Raw genomic sequence first — 18,026 nt, forward strand, 5'->3', positions numbered from 1 at the left:
TAGCCCCCCTACTTACCGCACCAAAGCTGACGATGATCGTCTTGCGCTGGTCGCCATAATTCCCGTCGATCCCCTTCAATTGAAGAGCATGCAGCACACCACAATAGCCGGCGAACTCATTATTCTTATAGAAGGTGTGGCGGCCGGCGTGCCCATCAGGCCCCCAGACGAACATCTCCTCGAACGCAATGAGAGTCTGCTTGCGCTCGATCGCCACCTGGGTCAAAGCTCGCTGCTGTGCGCAATGGGGCCACCCCCAAAGGATGCCGCCTTCTCGGAGGGTCTTGAGGTCTTCCACCTCTGGCTTGGGGAGGAGAACCACCCCCAGGTCTGCCAAGATCTCGCTACGTGTTGCGGTGCCGCCCACCCGAGACGCAAGGTCTGAATCCGATATCCCAAATCGTTCCCCATAGCCCTGTTCGAATATCAGTTGCCGGCGAACATCCTCTGGGATACGCGACAAATGATCCGGATGGAGAGGTACGCGCTTCTCGTTTTCCTTTTTCGATGTTCCGATTACTCCTAGTTTCAGCATAAAACTCCTGCCCTGTACCGCATTCGGCGGTCCGTCTTGGCCAAAAACACAACTCCCCGCATACTGGGTTTCTTGAGACAAAAAGAGGACGGAGCGCTGATCATCTCGGTGCAATAGAACCTTCGCACGTTCGCCCAACGATAGCGAGAAGCAAACAGGCGCTCTCAGCAAGTACCGGGTGTCTGCAAACGCCGGTCTTCGAAGTGCAACACGGATTGGTTGGGGATTTCCGGGGAGGGGATTTCCGGGTTTTCCGCGGGTTTTCCGGGGACAGTATATAGAAAGTCACCCTTTAGATATTGTTTCCCATGGGGATCATTTCAAGTAACAGCTTGACCTTGGCCGGCCGGTCTTCCCGCCCGGCCAGATGGGCCGTAAAATCACAGCAGCCTCAAGGCGCGTATCCGACACTCCAACCGATATCGTAAAAGCCTGTGAATAGCTCTTTGCGCTCCGGCGGTGTTGAGCCGCATCCCCGGTTGTGAGATAATCACGCAGATGATTAGAGAACGATTCCATACGCGAAATCTTGTCGCGGCGCTTTGTCTGCTGATGATGATCGGCGGGGCGCTCGTCGCCTGCCAAAAGGTGCAGGAAGGCTGCGCGGTCACGGCCGGTGCGACGATCGCCCGCGCCCCCTCCATGCCCACCGGCGATGCGCTCGTGAAAGTTCAGTCCGCCGGAAAAACACACAACCTCGGGCACTCCTTTCAGCGCGACTTGCAGGCCGGCGACACCTTCCACGTGCAACTGGCCGACGGCTGCCTGAGTTCACGGCAATTGCGCGTCTGCGGCTTGGACGAAGACAATCAACGCCGGCTCCCCGCCGCCAACGCATTTACCGTCGATACGACCCGTGATCGCCTGCCGGTACTCCCGCCCAACGAGAAACACCCCGGCCTGGCGTGGGACATTCCCGCCGAGGTCGCGCAATTGCAGGTGACGGTTAACGTAACCGGACGTTACGCAGTGGACGTGAATTGTCGCGATTTCCCCTGCGCCGCGTTGGCGGCTCGCGAAGTGGCGCAAACCAAGCCCTGCTTTCCCTAAGCCGGATCGTTCCCACGGAAATCCCTTGACTTTTCTCGTCGCAGTCGCATCTTGCTACACGTTAGAAAACAAGCCGCATGGAGGAGACCGACCATGAATAATTTTACCTTTCACAACCCCACAAAAGTGATTTTCGGCAACGATACGATCCGGAAAATCGGGCGCGAGATTGCCGCGCGCGGCTTGCACCGTGTCCTGCTTTTGGCGGGCGGCGGCTCCATCAAGAACAACGGCGTGTACGAACAAGTCACCACGTCCCTGCGCGAAGCGGGCGTCTCGTGGGCCGAGTATTGGGGCGTGCGGCCTAACCCGGTGCTCGAGGACGTCAACGCCGCCATCCGGCAGGCCCGCGAGGAAAAAGTCGACGGCTTGCTCGCCGTCGGCGGCGGCAGCGTGATCGACTCCACCAAGGCCGTGGCGGCCGGGTTCTATCTAGCCGACACATGGAGCGCCTTTGCCGAATACGAGCCCCTCAAGAACGCGTTGCCGCTGTTTACGGTGCTGACGATTTCGGCCACCGGCACGGAAATGAACCCCAACGCAGTGATCACCAACGCGGCCAACAAGCAGAAATGGGCCCTGGTCGACCCGCGGCTCTTTCCGGTTACGTCGATCATCGACCCGGCCGTGCAGCGCTCCCTGCCGTGGCGGCAAACCGTCAACGGCTGCGTGGACGCCATGTCGCACATCCACGAGTTCTTCTTCCTCGGCACCGCTGCCGAAGACGGCATCACACGCCTCGACGAATCGCTGCTTGCCACTTTGATAGCCGCCACCGACGCCCTGCAAAAAGACGAGGCGGCTTACGCCTCGCGCGCCAACCTGGCCTGGGCCGCCACCATGGCCCTCAACGGCGTGGCGGGCATGGCGCTCAAGGGCGGGGACTGGTCCACGCACGGCCTCGAACACTCGATCAGCGCCTACCACCCGAAGGTGGCGCACGCCGAAGGTCTCGCGGTGATATTCCCGGCCTGGATCACGTTCCAGCAAAGTGAAAACCCGGCGCAGTTCACCCGTTGGGCGCAAGCCGTTTGGGACGCCGCCACGGTCGAAGAGGCCGTCGCGAAAATGAAGGCCAAGCACCGCCAATGGGGCGCACCGGTCACCCTCGGCGACCTGGGCGTCGGCGAAGATGAAATTCCCGTCCTGGCTGCCAACGCGACGCAACGCGGGCCGCTGGGGCAGTTGCGCAAAATTGGCGAACCCGAGGCGAAGGAAATCTTCCGACTCGCCCTATAACCACCGCGTGATTTACACAAATTGCAACGCGAGTTAGAAGTGTCTTCATGACCGAAACCGCAAGCCAAGGTGCCCCGGACGCCCCGTTGTCCAGTCGCCGACTCCTTCTTCAAATGATCGGCGGCATCGTCGTCATGGCCGGCGCGCTGGGGGTCATCACCTTTCTTTTCCGCGACGAATTTGCGCAAATCAGCGAAGGCTTTGTGGCGATCTTCGGCGGCGCGGGCGTCTGGTTGACCTTTTTCCTCACCGACGCATTTCCCATCCCCGTGCCTCCCGACCCGGCCATGGCTTTTGCTCTGATGGGAAATATCGCTCCCTGGGAAGTGATTGTCTGGGGCGTGACCGGTAGTTTGACGGGCGGAACGCTGGGATATTTATTGGGTCGGCGGCTGTCGCACACCCGCTTTTTTCAGCGCCTGATTGCCGGGAAAAGCGAAACCGCCTACCGCGTTGTAGACAAATACGGCGTCCTGGGCGTGGCGCTATGCGCGTTGACTCCTCTGCCTTACGTGGTGGCCTCGTGGACCGCCGGCGCGCTCGGCATGCCGTTCCGCCGTTTCTTCGCGGTCTCGCTGATACGCATCGTGCGGGTGTCGCTTTACGTGGCTTTGCTGCAATGGGGACTGGATCAACTCTTCCGATGAGTCGATCTGTGTTGCAGTCCCCGAATTATTTGTATTTGACCGAGCAGCCGTACGGCCTCGTTTTGGAAGGACTGACCGGCTGGCCCGCCAGTAGCGAGTCCACGGCGTTGGCGACGTAGTTCACGTCGGGACCCATCATGCCGTGCGGCGAGTCATCGATCGCGCCGTCGTAGACCAGCGTCCCGCTCGCATCGACCACAAACAGGTGCGGCGTGGTGCGCGCGCGATACGTTTGGCCGACCCGCCCATCCGGGTCGAGCAAAATCGGATAGTCGAGACCTTGGCTCTGCTGCCAGGTTTTGGCTTCCTCGGCGTTGATGAAGTGCGAGGAATTGACCGCCAGCCAAATCACGTCGTTGCCCTGGTATTTGGCAGCCAGCTTCTCCATGGTATCGGCCTTGTAATGCCGCTTGACGAAGGGGCAGTCGGCGTTCGTCCACTCCAGCACGACGATCTTGCCCTGGTAGTCACTGAGTTTGTGCGCCTTGCCGTTTTGATCCGGCAGCGTAAAATCCGGCGCCGACGCGCCGACCTTGGCGGCATCTTCCCCGGCGTGAGCTGTTCGCGGTTGCAGGTTCCACGCCAGCAGCGTTACGGCCGCGGCCGCCACGATGAACATTGCGTTCCAAAAAACCTTCTTCATTTTTTTCTTCCCGTTTGTTGTTTTATCTGCTGCCCGGTTAGTGCGATTTAGTTTCGCTTGCCTTACACCTTTTGTTGCGGGAAAAAAAATCGGCCGGCCGGGGCGGTTTCCGGCATGCCACTTGCGCCCTAATTTCAATTACATAATGGATTTTCAGGCGCGCGTAATTCCCGTATAATTCGCGGTATGAAAACCAAACGCGGCCGCATCCTGAAAATGAAGCTCGGCGTCAACCCGAATTCCAGTTCCATCGGCACGGACATCATCTACCTGGTGCTCGGCTCGACCGGCGCGATGATCCTTACCTTTTGGATCACGACGTTGATCCGCCTGGTACGCCGCAGGCCGAATGCGCAAAACTGACGTCATTCGCTACCGATACGAATCCTTCGGGGGCATCGTTCACCTGAAACACCCACCGGCACTGGTGTGGGTCGATCGGGACTTCATGCGCTCGCTGGGCTACGCCGATTCCCCGCTGTGGGACGCCCCGGCGAGTTACCTTTCTGCCCCAACCGAAGTGCATTTGTCGCTGACCAACCGCTGCAGCGCCGGCTGCCCCGGCTGCTACACCGATTCCTACGCCGCCGGTTCCCGACAGGAAGAAGCCGCGGGCGAAATCGGCTACGAAGGCCATCGGCGCATCATCGAGGAACTGGCCGCCGCGCGGGTATTTCACGTGGCCATGGGCGGGGGCGAAAGCATGGAACTGCCCTGGCTGTTCGACATCGCCGCGGACGCCCGCCGTCTCGGCCTGGTGCCGAATTTGACGACCAACGGCTACCTGGTCACGCCCGAAAGCGCCCGCCAATGCCGGGTCTTCGGCCAAATCAACGTGAGTATCGACGGCGTGGGCGACCGGTATCAGGCGGTGCGGGGCGTGGACGGCTTTGCGCGGGCCGATCGCGCTTTGACGCTGCTGCGACGCGCCCGCTGCTCGTTCGGCATCAACACCGTTGTCTCCCGTCTCAATTTCGACGACCTGGAAGACATCGTGCGCTACGCCCGTAAAAAGCGCGCCGGGCAGATCGAATTCCTGCGCTTCAAACCCGCCGGGCGCGGCATCGCCACCTTCACCGAGATGGACCTCACGCCCGCGCAAGCGGCCGACTTCTACCCGCGCATCGTCGCCCTGCAGAAGAAATACCGCGTGAACCTGCGCCTGGATTGCTCGTTTATGCCGATGCTTTTCGCGCACCGGCCCGACCGCGAGCGCGCCGAACGCTTTACCGTCGCCGGCTGCTACGGCGGCGACATGCTCGTGGGTGTGCGACCCGACGGCGCCGTCAACGCCTGCTCCTTCGCGCCGGTCGAAGCGTGGCCCGCCGACGAGTTGCGTTCCTGGTGGGACAAGCCGGAAGCCTTTCGACTCTTTCGCACCTGGGCCGACAACGCCCCGGAGCCCTGCCGCTCCTGCGACTACCTCGACCTCTGCCGCGGCGGCTGCCATGCCGTGGCCCTGGCCGTACACGGCACGATGGACGCGCCCGATCCGGGTTGCCCGATCGTGCGGGCCGAACAGGGGCGCGACGACTAAGGCGAGCGCGGCGTTTCACCCCTCGAACAGCGCCGCGGCAGCGTGTATTATCGCTGCGAATGAAGGTTGGAGGTTGACGATGCTCCCTCGTCGCATACTCGTTATTCTTCTGTGCGTGCTGTTTGCGGCCGTCGCCTGTCAGCGTGCGAAAAAGGAAGACATGCCCGCGACCGCCGTGGTCGAAAAGCTCGGCCCTTCCGCCGAGGTCGAACACTACACGGCGCTGGTGACCGCGCGGCGCAATCCGCCGATCGATTTCGCCAAGATGACGGACATCTACGACAATCACCTCAAGACCTATGTGAAAGCCGCCGACCAGCGGTACGGCACCAAGCTCGCCGCGGCGGCCGAGGCCGCCATGCAAGCCGGATTGGCGGGCGATGACCCCGCCGTCAACGGCCAGACCGCCGAGAAATCGATTCAGCGGGCGTTTATTCTGACCTTCCTACGCAGCCTACAGGACCTTCAAAACGACGGCTCCGACCGCGCAGCTTATACCCGCGTCGTGGCCGCCTCCTGGGCCGTCGACTCGGTGGCCGACCGCCGCAGCCAGTGGGTCGGTAAGGGCCGAGATTTCCCCGATGCGTTTCAGCGCGGGTTGGTGGAGTTGTTCGCTGCGGTTAATGACAACGCCGCCGCACGCGTCAGCGAAGCCGCCGGGAACGTCGCCGATTTTGCCGACCGGATGCTGCTGCTTTCGGTTCTGTACGAGCTTAAGGGTTTGAGCGACGCCCGCGGCACGGACGAAGGGAAAGCCGCCGAGAAGATCGTCGAGGCGCGCATCTACTACCAAAGCCTGCAACCCGACCACCAGCAACGAAACAAAAAAGGCGCAGCCACGGTCTCGGCACAGTTGGCCGGCGACCCCGCCGATGTCGATGTCGGCTTGGTCCGCACGATTCTGCGCAACGACTATTTGCTCGAGTTGAGCGGCATCAACCCGACGCTGTTCGGAGGGTGATTCGGCGTGAGATCGGCGCGGGCTAAAATCGTTTCGTGGATTCCCGCCTTGCTGTTGGCGGTACTCCTTAACGCATGCGGCGGCGAACCGAGCGTCACCGACGTCCGCCTGGAAGCCGTCGGCCCCTTCAGCGCGACGGTTGCCTGGGAGTCCGCCACGCCCGGCCGTTACGACATCGCGTATGGCGAGGGCACTTTGTTCGATCGCTCGGTCTCCGAAACCGACGCCGGTACGTCGCACCGCATCAACCTGACGGGCCTCAAGCCCTCGACCCGCTACGCCTATCGCTTCGGCGAAGGCGGCCCGACTTTCCGATTTCGCTCGGCCGCCGGTCGCGGCGGCGCCTTCGATTTGGTCGTGCTGGACGCGGCCTCCCCGGCCTGCGGCCCCGCCGCGCCGCTGCCGACGCCCGCACCGGATGTCGTCGTGGTGTTCGGTGAATGTTCCGGTGTCTTGGCGCAACACCCGGCTTCGATTCTCACGATCCGAGGTCCGCAAGCTCATCCGGTGTCATTCGGCGACGCCCGCATCATCGTCGTGGATACGCCAAGCGCCGCCGCAGCCGCTCTGCCGCCCGATGCCGACACCCGCCGCCTGGTCGTCGTGCCTCGCTTGCCCCAGGACGCGCCCGGCGAGCAAACGCCTGTCGTGCTGAGCCCGCGCGGCGCATTGACCGCCGAGCGTCGTGTCCAGTGGCCCGCTTCGCAAGACGCGTGGTTGGAAATCGACGCGTTCGAGATCGCCCAGGCGGGCGCGGAAGGTGACGATCGCGTGCGCCGGGTGATCGTGCCCGCGCCGCCCGACAGCCGCAAAAGCTGCCTGTATTGCGACCGCCTGTTGGAAGCCGGACGTTACGAAGAGAGCATCGCGTGGTACCAGAATTTCATCCGCGACAATCAAAACGAGCATCAGGTGGAAGACGCTTTCTTCACCGTCGCGCGCATCTTGGACGAAAAGCTCTTCCGGTTCGCCGACGCCCTGCTCGCTTACGACACCTTTCTCGCGCGGTACTCGGACAGCCGCCGGGTGCCGCTGGCCTGGTACCGGGGGAACTACCTGCGGTCCCGCGACGATTTTGACTTTCAGCCGCTGGAGTCTTTCGAACGCGCCAAGGCGGAGTTGGTGCGCGAGGATCCCGACCCGGCCGTGGAAAAGGTGGAGGCGATGCTCGCCGATTTCCCGCACGCCGCGGTCGGAGAAGACGCCTTATTTTGGCTGGGCAACCTACTGCAAACCGACCAGCCGCGCCGCGCGGTCGGCTATTTCCAACAATTGATGGAACGCTATCCGCAAAGCGAAAGCGCGGCCCTGGCGGCCATCGCCCTGGGGGACATTCATTACCGCGCCAACCAGAACCGTGCCGCCATCGCCGCTTACGAGCGGGCTTTGGAGACGGTGCCGCCCAAGTATCACATCTCGTTACAGGACAAGCTGCGCAAGGCGGGTCGCAACGTCGGTCGCGAAATCGCGCGATGGACGGCGTGGGCGATCCTCGGCGTCTGGCTGTTGCTTTCGCTTGTTCGCAAAACCGTACCGCGCGCCGGCGACTGGCGGGCGGGGGCGATAGTGCTGGCCGCGTACGCGTTGGTGGGCGGCGGTTATTTCGCGTTACAATACGATCGAGCCCAAGCGATGCTGGGCACGCTGGCCGCGCTTGCCGTGTCGATGGCGTTGGTGTTCGTGTGGAATCGAGCGCTGGCCCGCCGTTGGGATTGCGCGGCGCTGGTGGTGTTGCACGCCCTGAGCGCGTCGGTGGCGGCGTGGTATCTCGTGTGTTATCGATTCCACGCGCTCTACATTTTTGGCCTTTGAGGATAGGAAATGAGAAGAGGAAAAATCCTGCGCATCAAGTGGGGCGTCAACCCCAACTCCAGTTCCATCGGCACCGACGTGTCGCTGCTGCTGTTTTCGGCCGCGGCGGTAACGGTGTTGGTCAACGTGCTCGATGCCGCTCTACGGCTTTGGCTCAAGCGACGGCGTACCGATGACGCTGCGTCGAATTAGCCTCGCGCTGTTGTTGCTGACCGTGGCGGGCTGCACCCGCGGCGGCGGGCCGCTCGAAGCCGGGCGTACGGCGCCGGATTTCCGCGCCGAAGACCTCACCGGCCGCACTCACTATCTCAACGCCGAACTCGCCCAGCCGCTCGTGTTGACCTTCTTCGCCACGTGGTGCCTACCCTGCCGCGAGGAAATCCCGCTGCTCATCGACCTGCACAAAAAACTTTCCGGCCGGGCGCAAATCCTTTGCGTCGCCGTCGATCCGGAAAACAAAGGCAAGCTGCGCGTCTTGGTCGATGGGTTGGACATCCCCTACCCCATGCTGCTCGACGACGGCCAAAAGATCATGGCCGCTTACGGGGTGGCGGAGTTGCCGGTGACCTTCGTGATCGATCGCGAGGGCTTGATCCGTTCGCAGTACGGCCCGATCGGCCAAATCGAAGCAAGCCTGCTGGCCGCGCAATTGACGAAGCTCGCCGGTGAAAGCCGATGAAACGCACGGCGCTTCTGTTGCTTTTCCTCGTCGCCTCGGCCGGGCCCACAGCGGCGGCGTGGCAATTCGGCCCTTACCTGCAGGTTCTCGGGCCGGACACGGCGGCAGTCTGTTTGCAGGCTGAAACCGGCGACACGGTGGAAGTCAGCCTTCTCAACTCCAATCAGAACCTCTCCGTCGCGCAGGAACGCCGCGGTCCCGTGTGCCTGCGCTTTACGGGCTTAGTGCCCGACCGCACGTACCGCTACATGGCGATGGTTAACGGGCACATGGTGCTCGAGGAGCCCGCATCCTTTTTGACCGAGGCGACCGCCGTGCAGACCTTTGCCATCTACGGCGACACGCGCAGCGGCGACGATAGCTTCGACCTCGCCCACGCGCAGGTCGTCAAGGCGTTGCGCGAAACCACCGTTCCCGACGCGATCATCCACACCGGCGATTTCGTCGAACGTGCCGATAAAGACGAGTTGTGGCGCAACTTCTTCCTCATCGAGGGCGATATCCTGAGCGGCACGCCGCTCTATCCGGCCGTCGGCCGCAGCGATTCCCCGCCCGAGTTGGCGCGGCGCTGGTTTCCCTTCTTCGACCAGGCGCCGTGGTATTCCTTCGACCGCGGCGACGCCCATTTTGTGGTCACCGACTTGCGCGACACGGCCCGCCAGGACCAAAGCGCCGTGGCCGCGACCGGCGCTCAGGCGCAATGGTTGCGCGCCGACCTGGCTGCCGCCCGCGAGCGCGGCGCCCGTTTTCTTTTCGTCGTCATCCACGAACCGCCGATCGATCCGGCGGGCCGTACTCCCGACGCGCTGCGCGAAGTCTTCATGCCGATTCTCGAAAGCTACGACGTTACCGCCGTGTTTTCGGGCGCGCACTATTTCTCGCACGCGGTGCGCGGGGATGTGCATTACTTCACCAACGGCGGCGGCGGTGCGCTGCTCGACGCCCGGCCGGCGCGAGCGGGTGTCTTTCGCTTTTTCAGCCCGGTTCATCACTTCATCGTCTTGGAGACCGGCGGTTTCGGGGCGCGCATCAGGGCGGTCGACTCACACGGGCAAGAGTTTTATGCCGTGTCGCTCGCCGGTTTCACGCCCGAGCTGCCGGGACGGGAATCGGCCGTGTTCGTCGAGCAATACGCGGGCGGCACGATCGCTGTGCCGGTCACAGTTTATTTCCGCCCCGGCGACCAGTCGCGGCAAAACGCTTCCGAAGCCTTGCAGCAAGCTGCGGTCGCGACCGGAGTGACAATCGTGGCGACGTACCGCTCGGTGGACGCGCCGGACAACCGCGCCCGCCTGACCGCGTTGGCGAATCCGGACGGCCCTCTGCCGACCTATGTGGTGGGCGACCGTGTCGTGCGGGAGTCGGCGAAAGTCACCACGCCTTTGCCCTTGGAGACGGCGTTGAGAGAAGCGGCGGCGCAGCAACAACCGCCGGGGGCCGGTATCGGGCGTGTTTTGGCGCTGGCGGCGGCGTTGCTCGGCTTGGCGGTGTTGGCGGCGGCAGCTTGGCGTTGGCGACGGGCCGCGGCTCGAAAAACGGCGCCGGATCGGCAAAAAGATTTGTAATGTCGCGGTTGCGACCTATATTTTGACCGGATCGCGGGGGCGGTCCTTTATCTGTTTTCGTACTGATTCCATAGCGGTAAGATACGATCGTTGTCCCGCCGGGGGCGAAGGATTGTGAGGGCGACTTTGGACGTGGAAACCAGTTTACGCGCGTATTTTCCCTTCGGCTTTCACCTGTCGCGACAGGCTTGGGCGCAGTACGACGTCGCCGAGTTGCTCGATGAGGACGGCGAATGGACCGTCGTCGATGATATCCTGCGTCTGCGAAAGCTGGCGCTGCGCATTAACCAAGAGCGCTTGCGCTCCACGTACAACCTACCCGCGGTTCATGCCGGCCAATTGACGACGATCGCGCTGATCCAAGACATCCTGCGTTTCGTCGCCCATTTGTATTGCCACGACCAACTGCCCGGCGTGTTGGCGCGCGGTCTCACGGAAGCCCTGACCCGACGCGGCGCGATCCTGGCCGAGAAGCCGCCCACCGCTTTCGTGAGCCTTTTCCCGCCGCAGAACGTCGCCCGGGGACGCTTGCCGGAAGACGAGTACCTTCCCGGTGAAGCGCCGGCGGCGGTCGAAATCGACGTGCCGGCCCGCGAGATCGTCGCGGTGGAAATGATTCTGCTGTGGTTGGCGGCGAATAATCCGGCGTTCCAACAATTCCGCGAACTCTTCGACGACGAGGAACTGAAAAAAGCCGCGCCTTACATTCCTTTCGTCGAGGAAATGGAGCGCTGGTTCAAACGCCAGCAGCCCGTCGATCGAATCGACGCCACGTTCTTTGAAGCATTGCGCGCCCCCATGCGCGCCGCGCCCGATTCGCTGGAAGGCCAACTCGATTTCATGAAGGAAACATGGGGAAACCTGCTGCCCAGCTTCCTGCGCCAACGCATCGCCGTGGCGATCAACATCCTGCGCGAAGAAGAAATGCGCCGCGGTTTCGGGCCGCCCGAACGGCGCGTGCTGGAGTTCGGGGCGGATGCGTACGGCGCCCGCGACGACACCTACGAGCCCGCCGCGTTCAGTGAAGACGCCGACTGGATGTCCAACGTCGTGCTGCTGGCCAAGTCCACCTACGTATGGCTCGACCAACTTACCAAGTGGTACGGACGCGACATTCACACGCTGGCCGATATCCCCGATGAGGAACTCGACCGCCTGGCACGCTGGGGTTTTACCGGTTTGTGGCTGATCGGCCTCTGGGAACGCTCGCCCGCCTCGCGGCAAATCAAGAACTGGACGGGCAACCCCGAAGCCGTGGCCTCGGCTTATTCCCTCTACGACTACGTCATCGCCGAGGACCTGGGTGGCGAGGCGGCCTATGAAAACTTGCGCGAACGCGCCGCGCGCCGCGGCATCCGCTTGGCCAGCGACATGGTGCCCAACCACGTGGGGCTCTACTCGAAGTGGATCGTCGAGCACCCGGACTGGTTCGTCCAATCGGCCTTTCCGCCTTTTCCGGCCTACGCTTTTACGGGCGGCGATCTTTCGGGTAATCCCGGTCTCGGCCTGTTTTTGGAAGACGGATATTGGAGTCGCAGCGACGCCGCCGTGGTGTTCAAGCGGGTGGACCACGAGACCGGCGATGCGCGTTACATCTATCATGGCAACGACGGCACCAACATGCCGTGGAACGACACGGCGCAGCTTAATTTCCTACTGCCCGAGGTGCGCGAAGCGGTGATCCAAACCGTGCTGCATGTCGCCCGGAAATTTTCGATCATTCGCTTCGACGCGGCCATGACCCTGGCTAAAAAGCATTTCCAGCGTCTTTGGTTTCCCACTCCGGGCGAAGGCGGCGCGATTCCCTCGCGGGCCGAGCACGGCATGACACGAGAACAATTCGACACCGTGTTTCCCAAGGAGTTTTGGCGGGAGGTTGTCGATCGGGTGAAGGCCGAAGCGCCCGACACGCTGTTGCTGGCCGAGGCGTTTTGGCTCATGGAAGGCTACTTCGTACGCACGCTGGGCATGCACCGCGTCTACAACAGCGCCTTTATGAACATGCTGAAGATGGAGGACAACGCCAAGTACCGGCAGACGGTGAAGAACGTCCTCGAGTTCAGCCCCGAGGTGATCAAGCGCTTCGTGAACTTCATGAACAATCCGGACGAAGACACCGCCATCGCGCAATTCGGCGACGGCGACAAGTACTTCGGCGTGGCCGTCCTGATGGTCACGATGCCCGGGCTGCCGATGTTCGGACACGGCCAGGTCGAAGGCTTCACCGAAAAATACGGTATGGAATACCGCCGCGCGTATTGGGACGAAACGCCCAGCGAGCACCTGGTGGGGCGGCACGAACGGGAAATCTTCCCGCTGATGCGCCGCCGCAAGCTGTTTAGCGGCGCCGCGAACTTCGCTCTTTTCGATTTCGTCACCGACGCGGGCTGGGTGGACGAAAACGTCTTTGCCCACACCAATCGCGCCGACAACGAACGCGCCATCATCCTTTTCAACAACGCCTACGAGGCCACCTCCGGCCGCATTACGATGTCGACGGCCGTCAACATCGGTTCCAGCGAACAGCCGAACATCGTGCGGCGCAGCCTGGCCGAAGCGCTGGCGCTCAACACCGACGAAGACGTCTACTACGCCTACACCGAGCACCGAACGGGGTTGCAGTTCCTGCGGCACGGGCGCGCGTTGGCCGCCGAAGGATTGCGCGCCGAACTTGGCGGGTACCAGTACCAGGCGTTGATCGACTTCCACGAAATCCGCGACACCGACGGTTCCTGGGCCGCGTTGGCCGGACGCTTGGGCGAACGTGGTGTGCCGAACTTGACCGAAGCGCGCCGCGAGATGGAACTCGACCCGGTGCTCGGCCCGTGCCGCGCCCTGTTCCACGGTGACACGGTACGCGCACTTCTGGCCCGCGCCCCGCAAGCCGACGCCCAATTCCGGCAACACCTGCAGGGCTTTTTCGCCGCCGTCGCTTCCTTCGCCCGCAGCGACGCCCCGCCCGAGCCCCCGGCCGCCCAAGTCGCCGAGGAAACCGCCGTCGTAATCGACCCGGCCGCGACGCTGCAAAAGGCCGGCATCGACAAAGCTGCGGCGGGTAAGCTGGTCGCCAAGCTCACCTCCGCCGAAAAGCCGCTGCAACCGGTGCTTATCGCCTGGTTGATCGCCCGCCGGACCGGCCGTTTCCGGGGACCGCGCGAAACCACGCCGGCACCCTTGTTGAGCGCGAACCGTCTCGATGAGTGGCTTTTGGGCAAGGTGTTTACCGACACGCTGATGGGTTACCGGCAGGACGAACAGCAGGGGCGCATCGACGGCCTGCTCGTGCGTTTTCTGCTGGCGCACGGCGACTTCCTGGAAGCGCAAAGTGAGCCTCCCGCCGCGGCGATCGAACGAGCGTTGGCTGACGCCCGCGTGCGCGACCTGCTGGCGATCAACGAGCACGAGGGTCATGAATACATCGGTAAAGAGCCCTTGGAACGCTTGGTTGACGCCGTCTTGCTGGCGTATGTCATCGACCGCGCCGCCCGTGACGAGTTGACGGCCGAGGGCCTGGCAAAAGCCACGGACGCGGCGGATAAAATCCTGGCTGCCGCGGAGACCGGCGGCTATCAGGTCGCGAAAACACTCGAGTTGCTGTAATACTATCCGCCAATAGATCCCGGAACGAAACACTGTGGAGCACACCGTGCTGGAAAGCAGAAAGTACAACGTATCCAACGGCGCCGGCTGGCGTTTGTTTGCCAAGCGATCGATCGACCCCGAGCACTTCAACCCGAAACTGCGTCCCGTGGCCGCTGTCCCCGGCTACGGCATGAACTCTTTCATCATCGGCTTCCACCCGGGCGGCCAGTCGATGGAAGAGTACCTCACGGCGGCCGGTTTTGAAGTCTGGACGATGAACCTGCGGGGCCAGGATTTCACGTTCAGCGAAAACGGCGGGCGGCTGTACGGCATTCGCGACGTGGCCCGCGTCGACCTGCCGGCGATCCTCGGACACATCGTCGAGACGACCCAAAGCCGACGCCGCACGATTGATATTCTCGGTTGCAGCCTCGGCGGCACCTACGTGTTTGCGTACGCCGTGCTCAATAAGCCCAACCCGCTGGGTAACATCGTGGCCTTGGGCGCGCCGTTGCGGTGGGAGAAAGTCCACCCCGCCCTGCGACTTGCTTTTTGTTCGCCGGAGCTCTTGGGCAAAATTAACATGCGCGGTACGCGCCTGCTGTGCCGCATTGCGCTGCCGCTGGCGGCCAAGATTCCGGGGCTGCTGCACATCTACCTGCATCCGGAAATCGTCGATATCTCGCAAGCGGGCGAATTGGTCAAAACCATCGAGGACCCCAACCCGTTGCTCAACCGGGAGATCGCCGAATGGGTCGGTCGCAAGGATTTGCTCATCGACGGGATCAATATCAGCGAGGCGTTCCGCGAGATCACCAATCCGCTGCTGTGCATTCAGGCCAACGCCGACGGTGTCGTGCCGATGGCCACCGCGTTTTCGGCGCTCGAGTTGGCCTCATCGACGGTGAAGGACACGCTGATTGCCGGCACCGACGAAATTCCCATGGCGCACGCGGATATGTACATTTCGCGCTACGCGCAGGATCTCGTTTTCCAACCGCTGGCCGAATGGCTGCTGGCGCACCAGGGCTGAGCATAACAGGGCCGGCGACAATGGAAATCGAGCTTCGACCGGAAACCTCTACAAAACATTTCGTGAGTATTTTCCCCCGGGCGGGCGCCCTCGCGGGTTAATCGCGGGGCATTTTGCCGAAGGGCATGAAGGGCATGGCGTCGGGGTTTTGCGCCATGGCGGCCTTGCACTGCTCCATGAAGGCCGAATGCACCTGCGTCTGGCAGACGCGGTAGGGGTCGTCGTCGGGCTTGTTCTTTTTGTGGAAATTGTAGGTGTCGCAGTCGATGGTTTGCTTGACGCATTGCAGGAACATCGTCACGCCGAAGATATCGCAGGGATCTTTCAGTCGCGCCTGGGTCGGGTAGACGAGGTGGCAGTAATTGTGCGCCTCGTTTTCATCCATTTTGAAGCAGTCGCGATGCACCTCGGCGCACGTTTCCATGATCACGCCGACATACTGGTTGATCGCCTCCTCCGGCGTTTCGGGCATCGTACCTTTGGCCGCGGGCGTGGTGTCGCCTCGTGGGGCCGGCGGCCGCTGCCGGGGCGCCGGTTTTTCGCGAGCCGGCCGGGAATCCGCGATTTTCGGTTGTGGTTTCGGTTCGGGAGGCGAGGATCGCAACCCCACGACGAGCCACACCACCAACGCCGCCGTCACGAGCACGGCAAAGATGACGATCACGACGCGCCTTCTGGATTTCATGAACGCTTTCATGGCCCGGTATTATACGCGTGGCGAAATGGATTGTTTATTTTTTTTACGGCTCAGGAAGCATGCCGGCCCTTATTGAAATCCAGCACGACATGCGGCCCTCACCCGGTGCGGGAAGCCTTCGCCTGAACAACGCCGCGAATCGCGCCGGAAGATTGAGATCGCCGGCAAGGGGCTTGATCCCCGAGCCGATTTATGTGGATATAATGCACGCAACCACCCCACACATACGCGTTTTGACATCTAGGAGTAATTCGAAAGCCATATCCATTCGATCCCAAGAGTTGTTGATTGGATCCTGTAAATCAGCGAGACGCACGAATCGGATTCTTCGCACTGACGCTAGTCGTAGCATTGTTTGCTATTGCGGCGGCGGTGATGAACTACACGTTTATCGAGTCGGCGGGGTTGTATCACAGCGGTTCGAATTCCGAACGCTACCTGGAGGTCGCCCAAAACATCTATCTGCGGGGAACCGGCGTAACCGAGTTCCTGCCGACCGACAATTTCGACGATCCGAACGGCATTTTACTGATGAACGCCGCCGCCATGTCAGCGCGGGTTTTCGGCCCCTCATTTACCTCCTACGCGATCACCGGCACTTTCTTCTATATTCTCTTCGTGGTCTGTCTGGCGCTGCTGGGTTGGCAAACCGGTTCTGCGTGGACCGGCGCGATCGCGGCGGCCATCGGCGGGCTTCTTCCGGCGGTTTACGGTCACAGCCTGGTGTTCAACCTCGACCTTTCGGTCGCCGCCATGACGCTGTTGTCACTGGTGCTGCTGCTGCAAACCCGCCGCTTTTCGCGCAGCGTGTGGTCGGTGATGTTCGGCGTCGTGGCCGGGCTGGCGATCTGGGCGAAGATCAGCGCTCCATTTTGCATTGGGCCCGCGATGGTGGCCTGTTTCTCGTTCGGCCTCCTGCAACCGCGCGACCGCGACGCATGCCCCACCGGAGTCCGCGTGCTCAATTTTTTGTCGGCCTTACTCGCACTGGCGGCAGTGACGTTATTGCGAGGTGGGCTTTGCCTGTTGAATTTGTGGCAGCGATGGACGTCGCATTTGTCCCCGGGCCGCGACGAGCCCTTCCACGATTTGTTGGGTCACCATACACTCGAATTGGTTTATCAAACCTTTGGCCCGGTATTGCTGGTACTGATCGCGGCGGCCGTGCCGCTGTTCATCTATCGCAAAGGTTGCCGCCACGCGGCGACGATCACCGCTTTCTTTCTCCCTTCCTTGCTGTTGTTTTTCTACAAACCGGAAAGCATGCACCGATTCGCGTTGGCGAATCTCGGCGCCCTGGCCGTACTCGCGGCGGCGGCGATCACGGTCACGCGGAAACGCCAATGGGTAAACGCGGCGCTGGTTTTAGTAATTGTTTCGGCATCGCTGGCCAACCTGCTGACCGTCGCCGGCATCGTGACAAGCAAGTACTGCACCAGAACACAATACGCGCCGCGCATTCGAGTTCTCGAAAACTACGACACCTTTCTGCACAGCCTGGATGAAACCCTGCCGCATGAGAAAGACTTACGCGTGGTTTCGTTTCGTCCTTTCGATCAACTGCCCCGCTTCCCGGGGCACTATGCAAGATTCGTGATCCGCAGCTTGCGCCCGCACGCCACCGTGTACCAATTGGATAATGTACGGAGCTACAAATTTTTCGACCTGGCAGCCCGCCATTTGCACGAGGCAGATTTCCTGCTTGTCATGCGCAACACGCCCAAATGGGATTGGCCCGTCGCGGACCTGCGACGCATCCAAACATCGCCGCTGGTCTACGGGGTGATGCAACAAAAAACCGATCTGTTGATCCGCAAACTGGAGGAAGTGCGCCTACAGTGGCGCGCCTGGCGCACGATCGAAACCCGGCAGCGCATGTACCCGGGGCGCTTGGCTTCCCAAGTCCAAGGAATTCCGGTTTACGTGAACGTCTACAAGGCCGAAAAACCGACAGCATCGGGTAAGTAAGGCTTCAAAACGCCTTCTCCACGCCCCGGTTGTCGCCCGCGCACCGTCTCGCATTGACAAGACAGCCCCCGCCGCATA

16 protein-coding genes are annotated in these 18,026 nt (G+C 62.0%); 13 read left to right on the plus strand and 3 right to left on the minus strand.

What is annotated here, in order from left to right:
* Positions 1-535, minus strand: a 535-nt coding sequence (locus tag P9L99_10610; protein MDP8223800.1) for a hypothetical protein, incomplete at its 3' end; no start/stop codon positions are given.
* A 498-nt stretch (positions 536-1,033) separates the two neighbouring features.
* Between P9L99_10610 and P9L99_10615 the strand changes: the two genes are divergently transcribed.
* The 3 genes from P9L99_10615 to P9L99_10625 all read left to right on the plus strand — a co-directional run bounded on the left by P9L99_10615 (position 1,034) and on the right by P9L99_10625 (position 3,471).
* Positions 1,034-1,585, plus strand: a complete 552-nt coding sequence (locus P9L99_10615) for a hypothetical protein (GenBank protein ID MDP8223801.1) — start codon at positions 1,034-1,036, stop codon at positions 1,583-1,585.
* A 93-nt stretch (positions 1,586-1,678) separates the two neighbouring features.
* Entirely contained in the window at positions 1,679-2,824 is a 1,146-nt protein-coding gene (locus tag P9L99_10620) for an iron-containing alcohol dehydrogenase (GenBank protein ID MDP8223802.1), read from the plus strand.
* A 47-nt stretch (positions 2,825-2,871) separates the two neighbouring features.
* Positions 2,872-3,471 (plus strand): VTT domain-containing protein, encoded by a 600-nt coding sequence (locus P9L99_10625; GenBank protein MDP8223803.1) that lies wholly within the window; start codon positions 2,872-2,874, stop codon positions 3,469-3,471.
* Positions 3,472-3,496: 25 nt separating this feature from the next.
* Here the strand turns inward: P9L99_10625 and P9L99_10630 are convergent, their stop codons facing one another.
* On the minus strand, positions 3,497-4,114 hold the full coding sequence (locus P9L99_10630) for a thioredoxin family protein (protein ID MDP8223804.1): 618 nt from the start codon (positions 4,112-4,114) through the stop codon (positions 3,497-3,499).
* A 186-nt stretch (positions 4,115-4,300) separates the two neighbouring features.
* Here P9L99_10630 and P9L99_10635 point away from each other — a divergent pair, with 186 nt between their 5' ends.
* From P9L99_10635 to P9L99_10675, 9 genes are all read left to right on the plus strand, one after another.
* Positions 4,301-4,477, plus strand: a complete 177-nt coding sequence (locus P9L99_10635) for a hypothetical protein (protein ID MDP8223805.1) — start codon at positions 4,301-4,303, stop codon at positions 4,475-4,477.
* The gene (locus P9L99_10640) at positions 4,464-5,651 is read left to right on the plus strand and encodes an SPASM domain-containing protein (protein MDP8223806.1); all 1,188 of its coding nucleotides are present in this window, start codon (positions 4,464-4,466) and stop codon (positions 5,649-5,651) included. The genes P9L99_10635 and P9L99_10640 overlap by 14 nt, the downstream gene beginning before the upstream one ends.
* A 79-nt stretch (positions 5,652-5,730) precedes the next feature.
* Positions 5,731-6,612 (plus strand): hypothetical protein, encoded by an 882-nt coding sequence (locus P9L99_10645; protein ID MDP8223807.1) that lies wholly within the window; start codon positions 5,731-5,733, stop codon positions 6,610-6,612.
* A 6-nt stretch (positions 6,613-6,618) separates the two neighbouring features.
* Entirely contained in the window at positions 6,619-8,424 is a 1,806-nt protein-coding gene (locus tag P9L99_10650) for a tetratricopeptide repeat protein (GenBank protein MDP8223808.1), read from the plus strand.
* Between the two features lie 9 nt (positions 8,425-8,433).
* On the plus strand, positions 8,434-8,616 hold the full coding sequence (locus P9L99_10655) for a hypothetical protein (protein MDP8223809.1): 183 nt from the start codon (positions 8,434-8,436) through the stop codon (positions 8,614-8,616).
* A complete protein-coding gene (locus P9L99_10660) occupies positions 8,597-9,103 on the plus strand; it encodes a TlpA disulfide reductase family protein (GenBank protein MDP8223810.1) in 507 nt (168 codons plus the stop codon). Before P9L99_10655 ends, P9L99_10660 begins: the two co-directional genes overlap by 20 nt.
* Complete coding sequence (locus P9L99_10665; GenBank protein ID MDP8223811.1) at positions 9,100-10,668, plus strand: metallophosphoesterase; 1,569 nt, start codon at positions 9,100-9,102, stop codon at positions 10,666-10,668. Before P9L99_10660 ends, P9L99_10665 begins: the two co-directional genes overlap by 4 nt.
* A 114-nt stretch (positions 10,669-10,782) precedes the next feature.
* Complete coding sequence (locus P9L99_10670; protein ID MDP8223812.1) at positions 10,783-14,268, plus strand: alpha-amylase family glycosyl hydrolase; 3,486 nt, start codon at positions 10,783-10,785, stop codon at positions 14,266-14,268.
* Between the two features lie 46 nt (positions 14,269-14,314).
* Entirely contained in the window at positions 14,315-15,283 is a 969-nt protein-coding gene (locus tag P9L99_10675; GenBank protein MDP8223813.1) for an alpha/beta fold hydrolase, read from the plus strand.
* Positions 15,284-15,380: 97 nt separating this feature from the next.
* On the opposite strand, the gene P9L99_10680 is transcribed toward P9L99_10675, so the two are convergent.
* On the minus strand, positions 15,381-15,968 hold the full coding sequence (locus P9L99_10680) for a hypothetical protein (protein MDP8223814.1): 588 nt from the start codon (positions 15,966-15,968) through the stop codon (positions 15,381-15,383).
* A 387-nt stretch (positions 15,969-16,355) separates the two neighbouring features.
* On the opposite strand from P9L99_10680, the gene P9L99_10685 reads away from it, so the two are divergent.
* Positions 16,356-17,948: a hypothetical protein gene (locus P9L99_10685; GenBank protein ID MDP8223815.1), complete on the plus strand. Its 1,593-nt coding sequence runs from the start codon at positions 16,356-16,358 to the stop codon at positions 17,946-17,948.
* Positions 17,949-18,026 lie beyond the last annotated feature (78 nt).

The sequence above is a fragment of the Candidatus Lernaella stagnicola genome, assembly GCA_030765525.1.
Classification (GTDB): domain Bacteria; phylum Lernaellota; class Lernaellaia; order Lernaellales; family Lernaellaceae; genus Lernaella; species Lernaella stagnicola.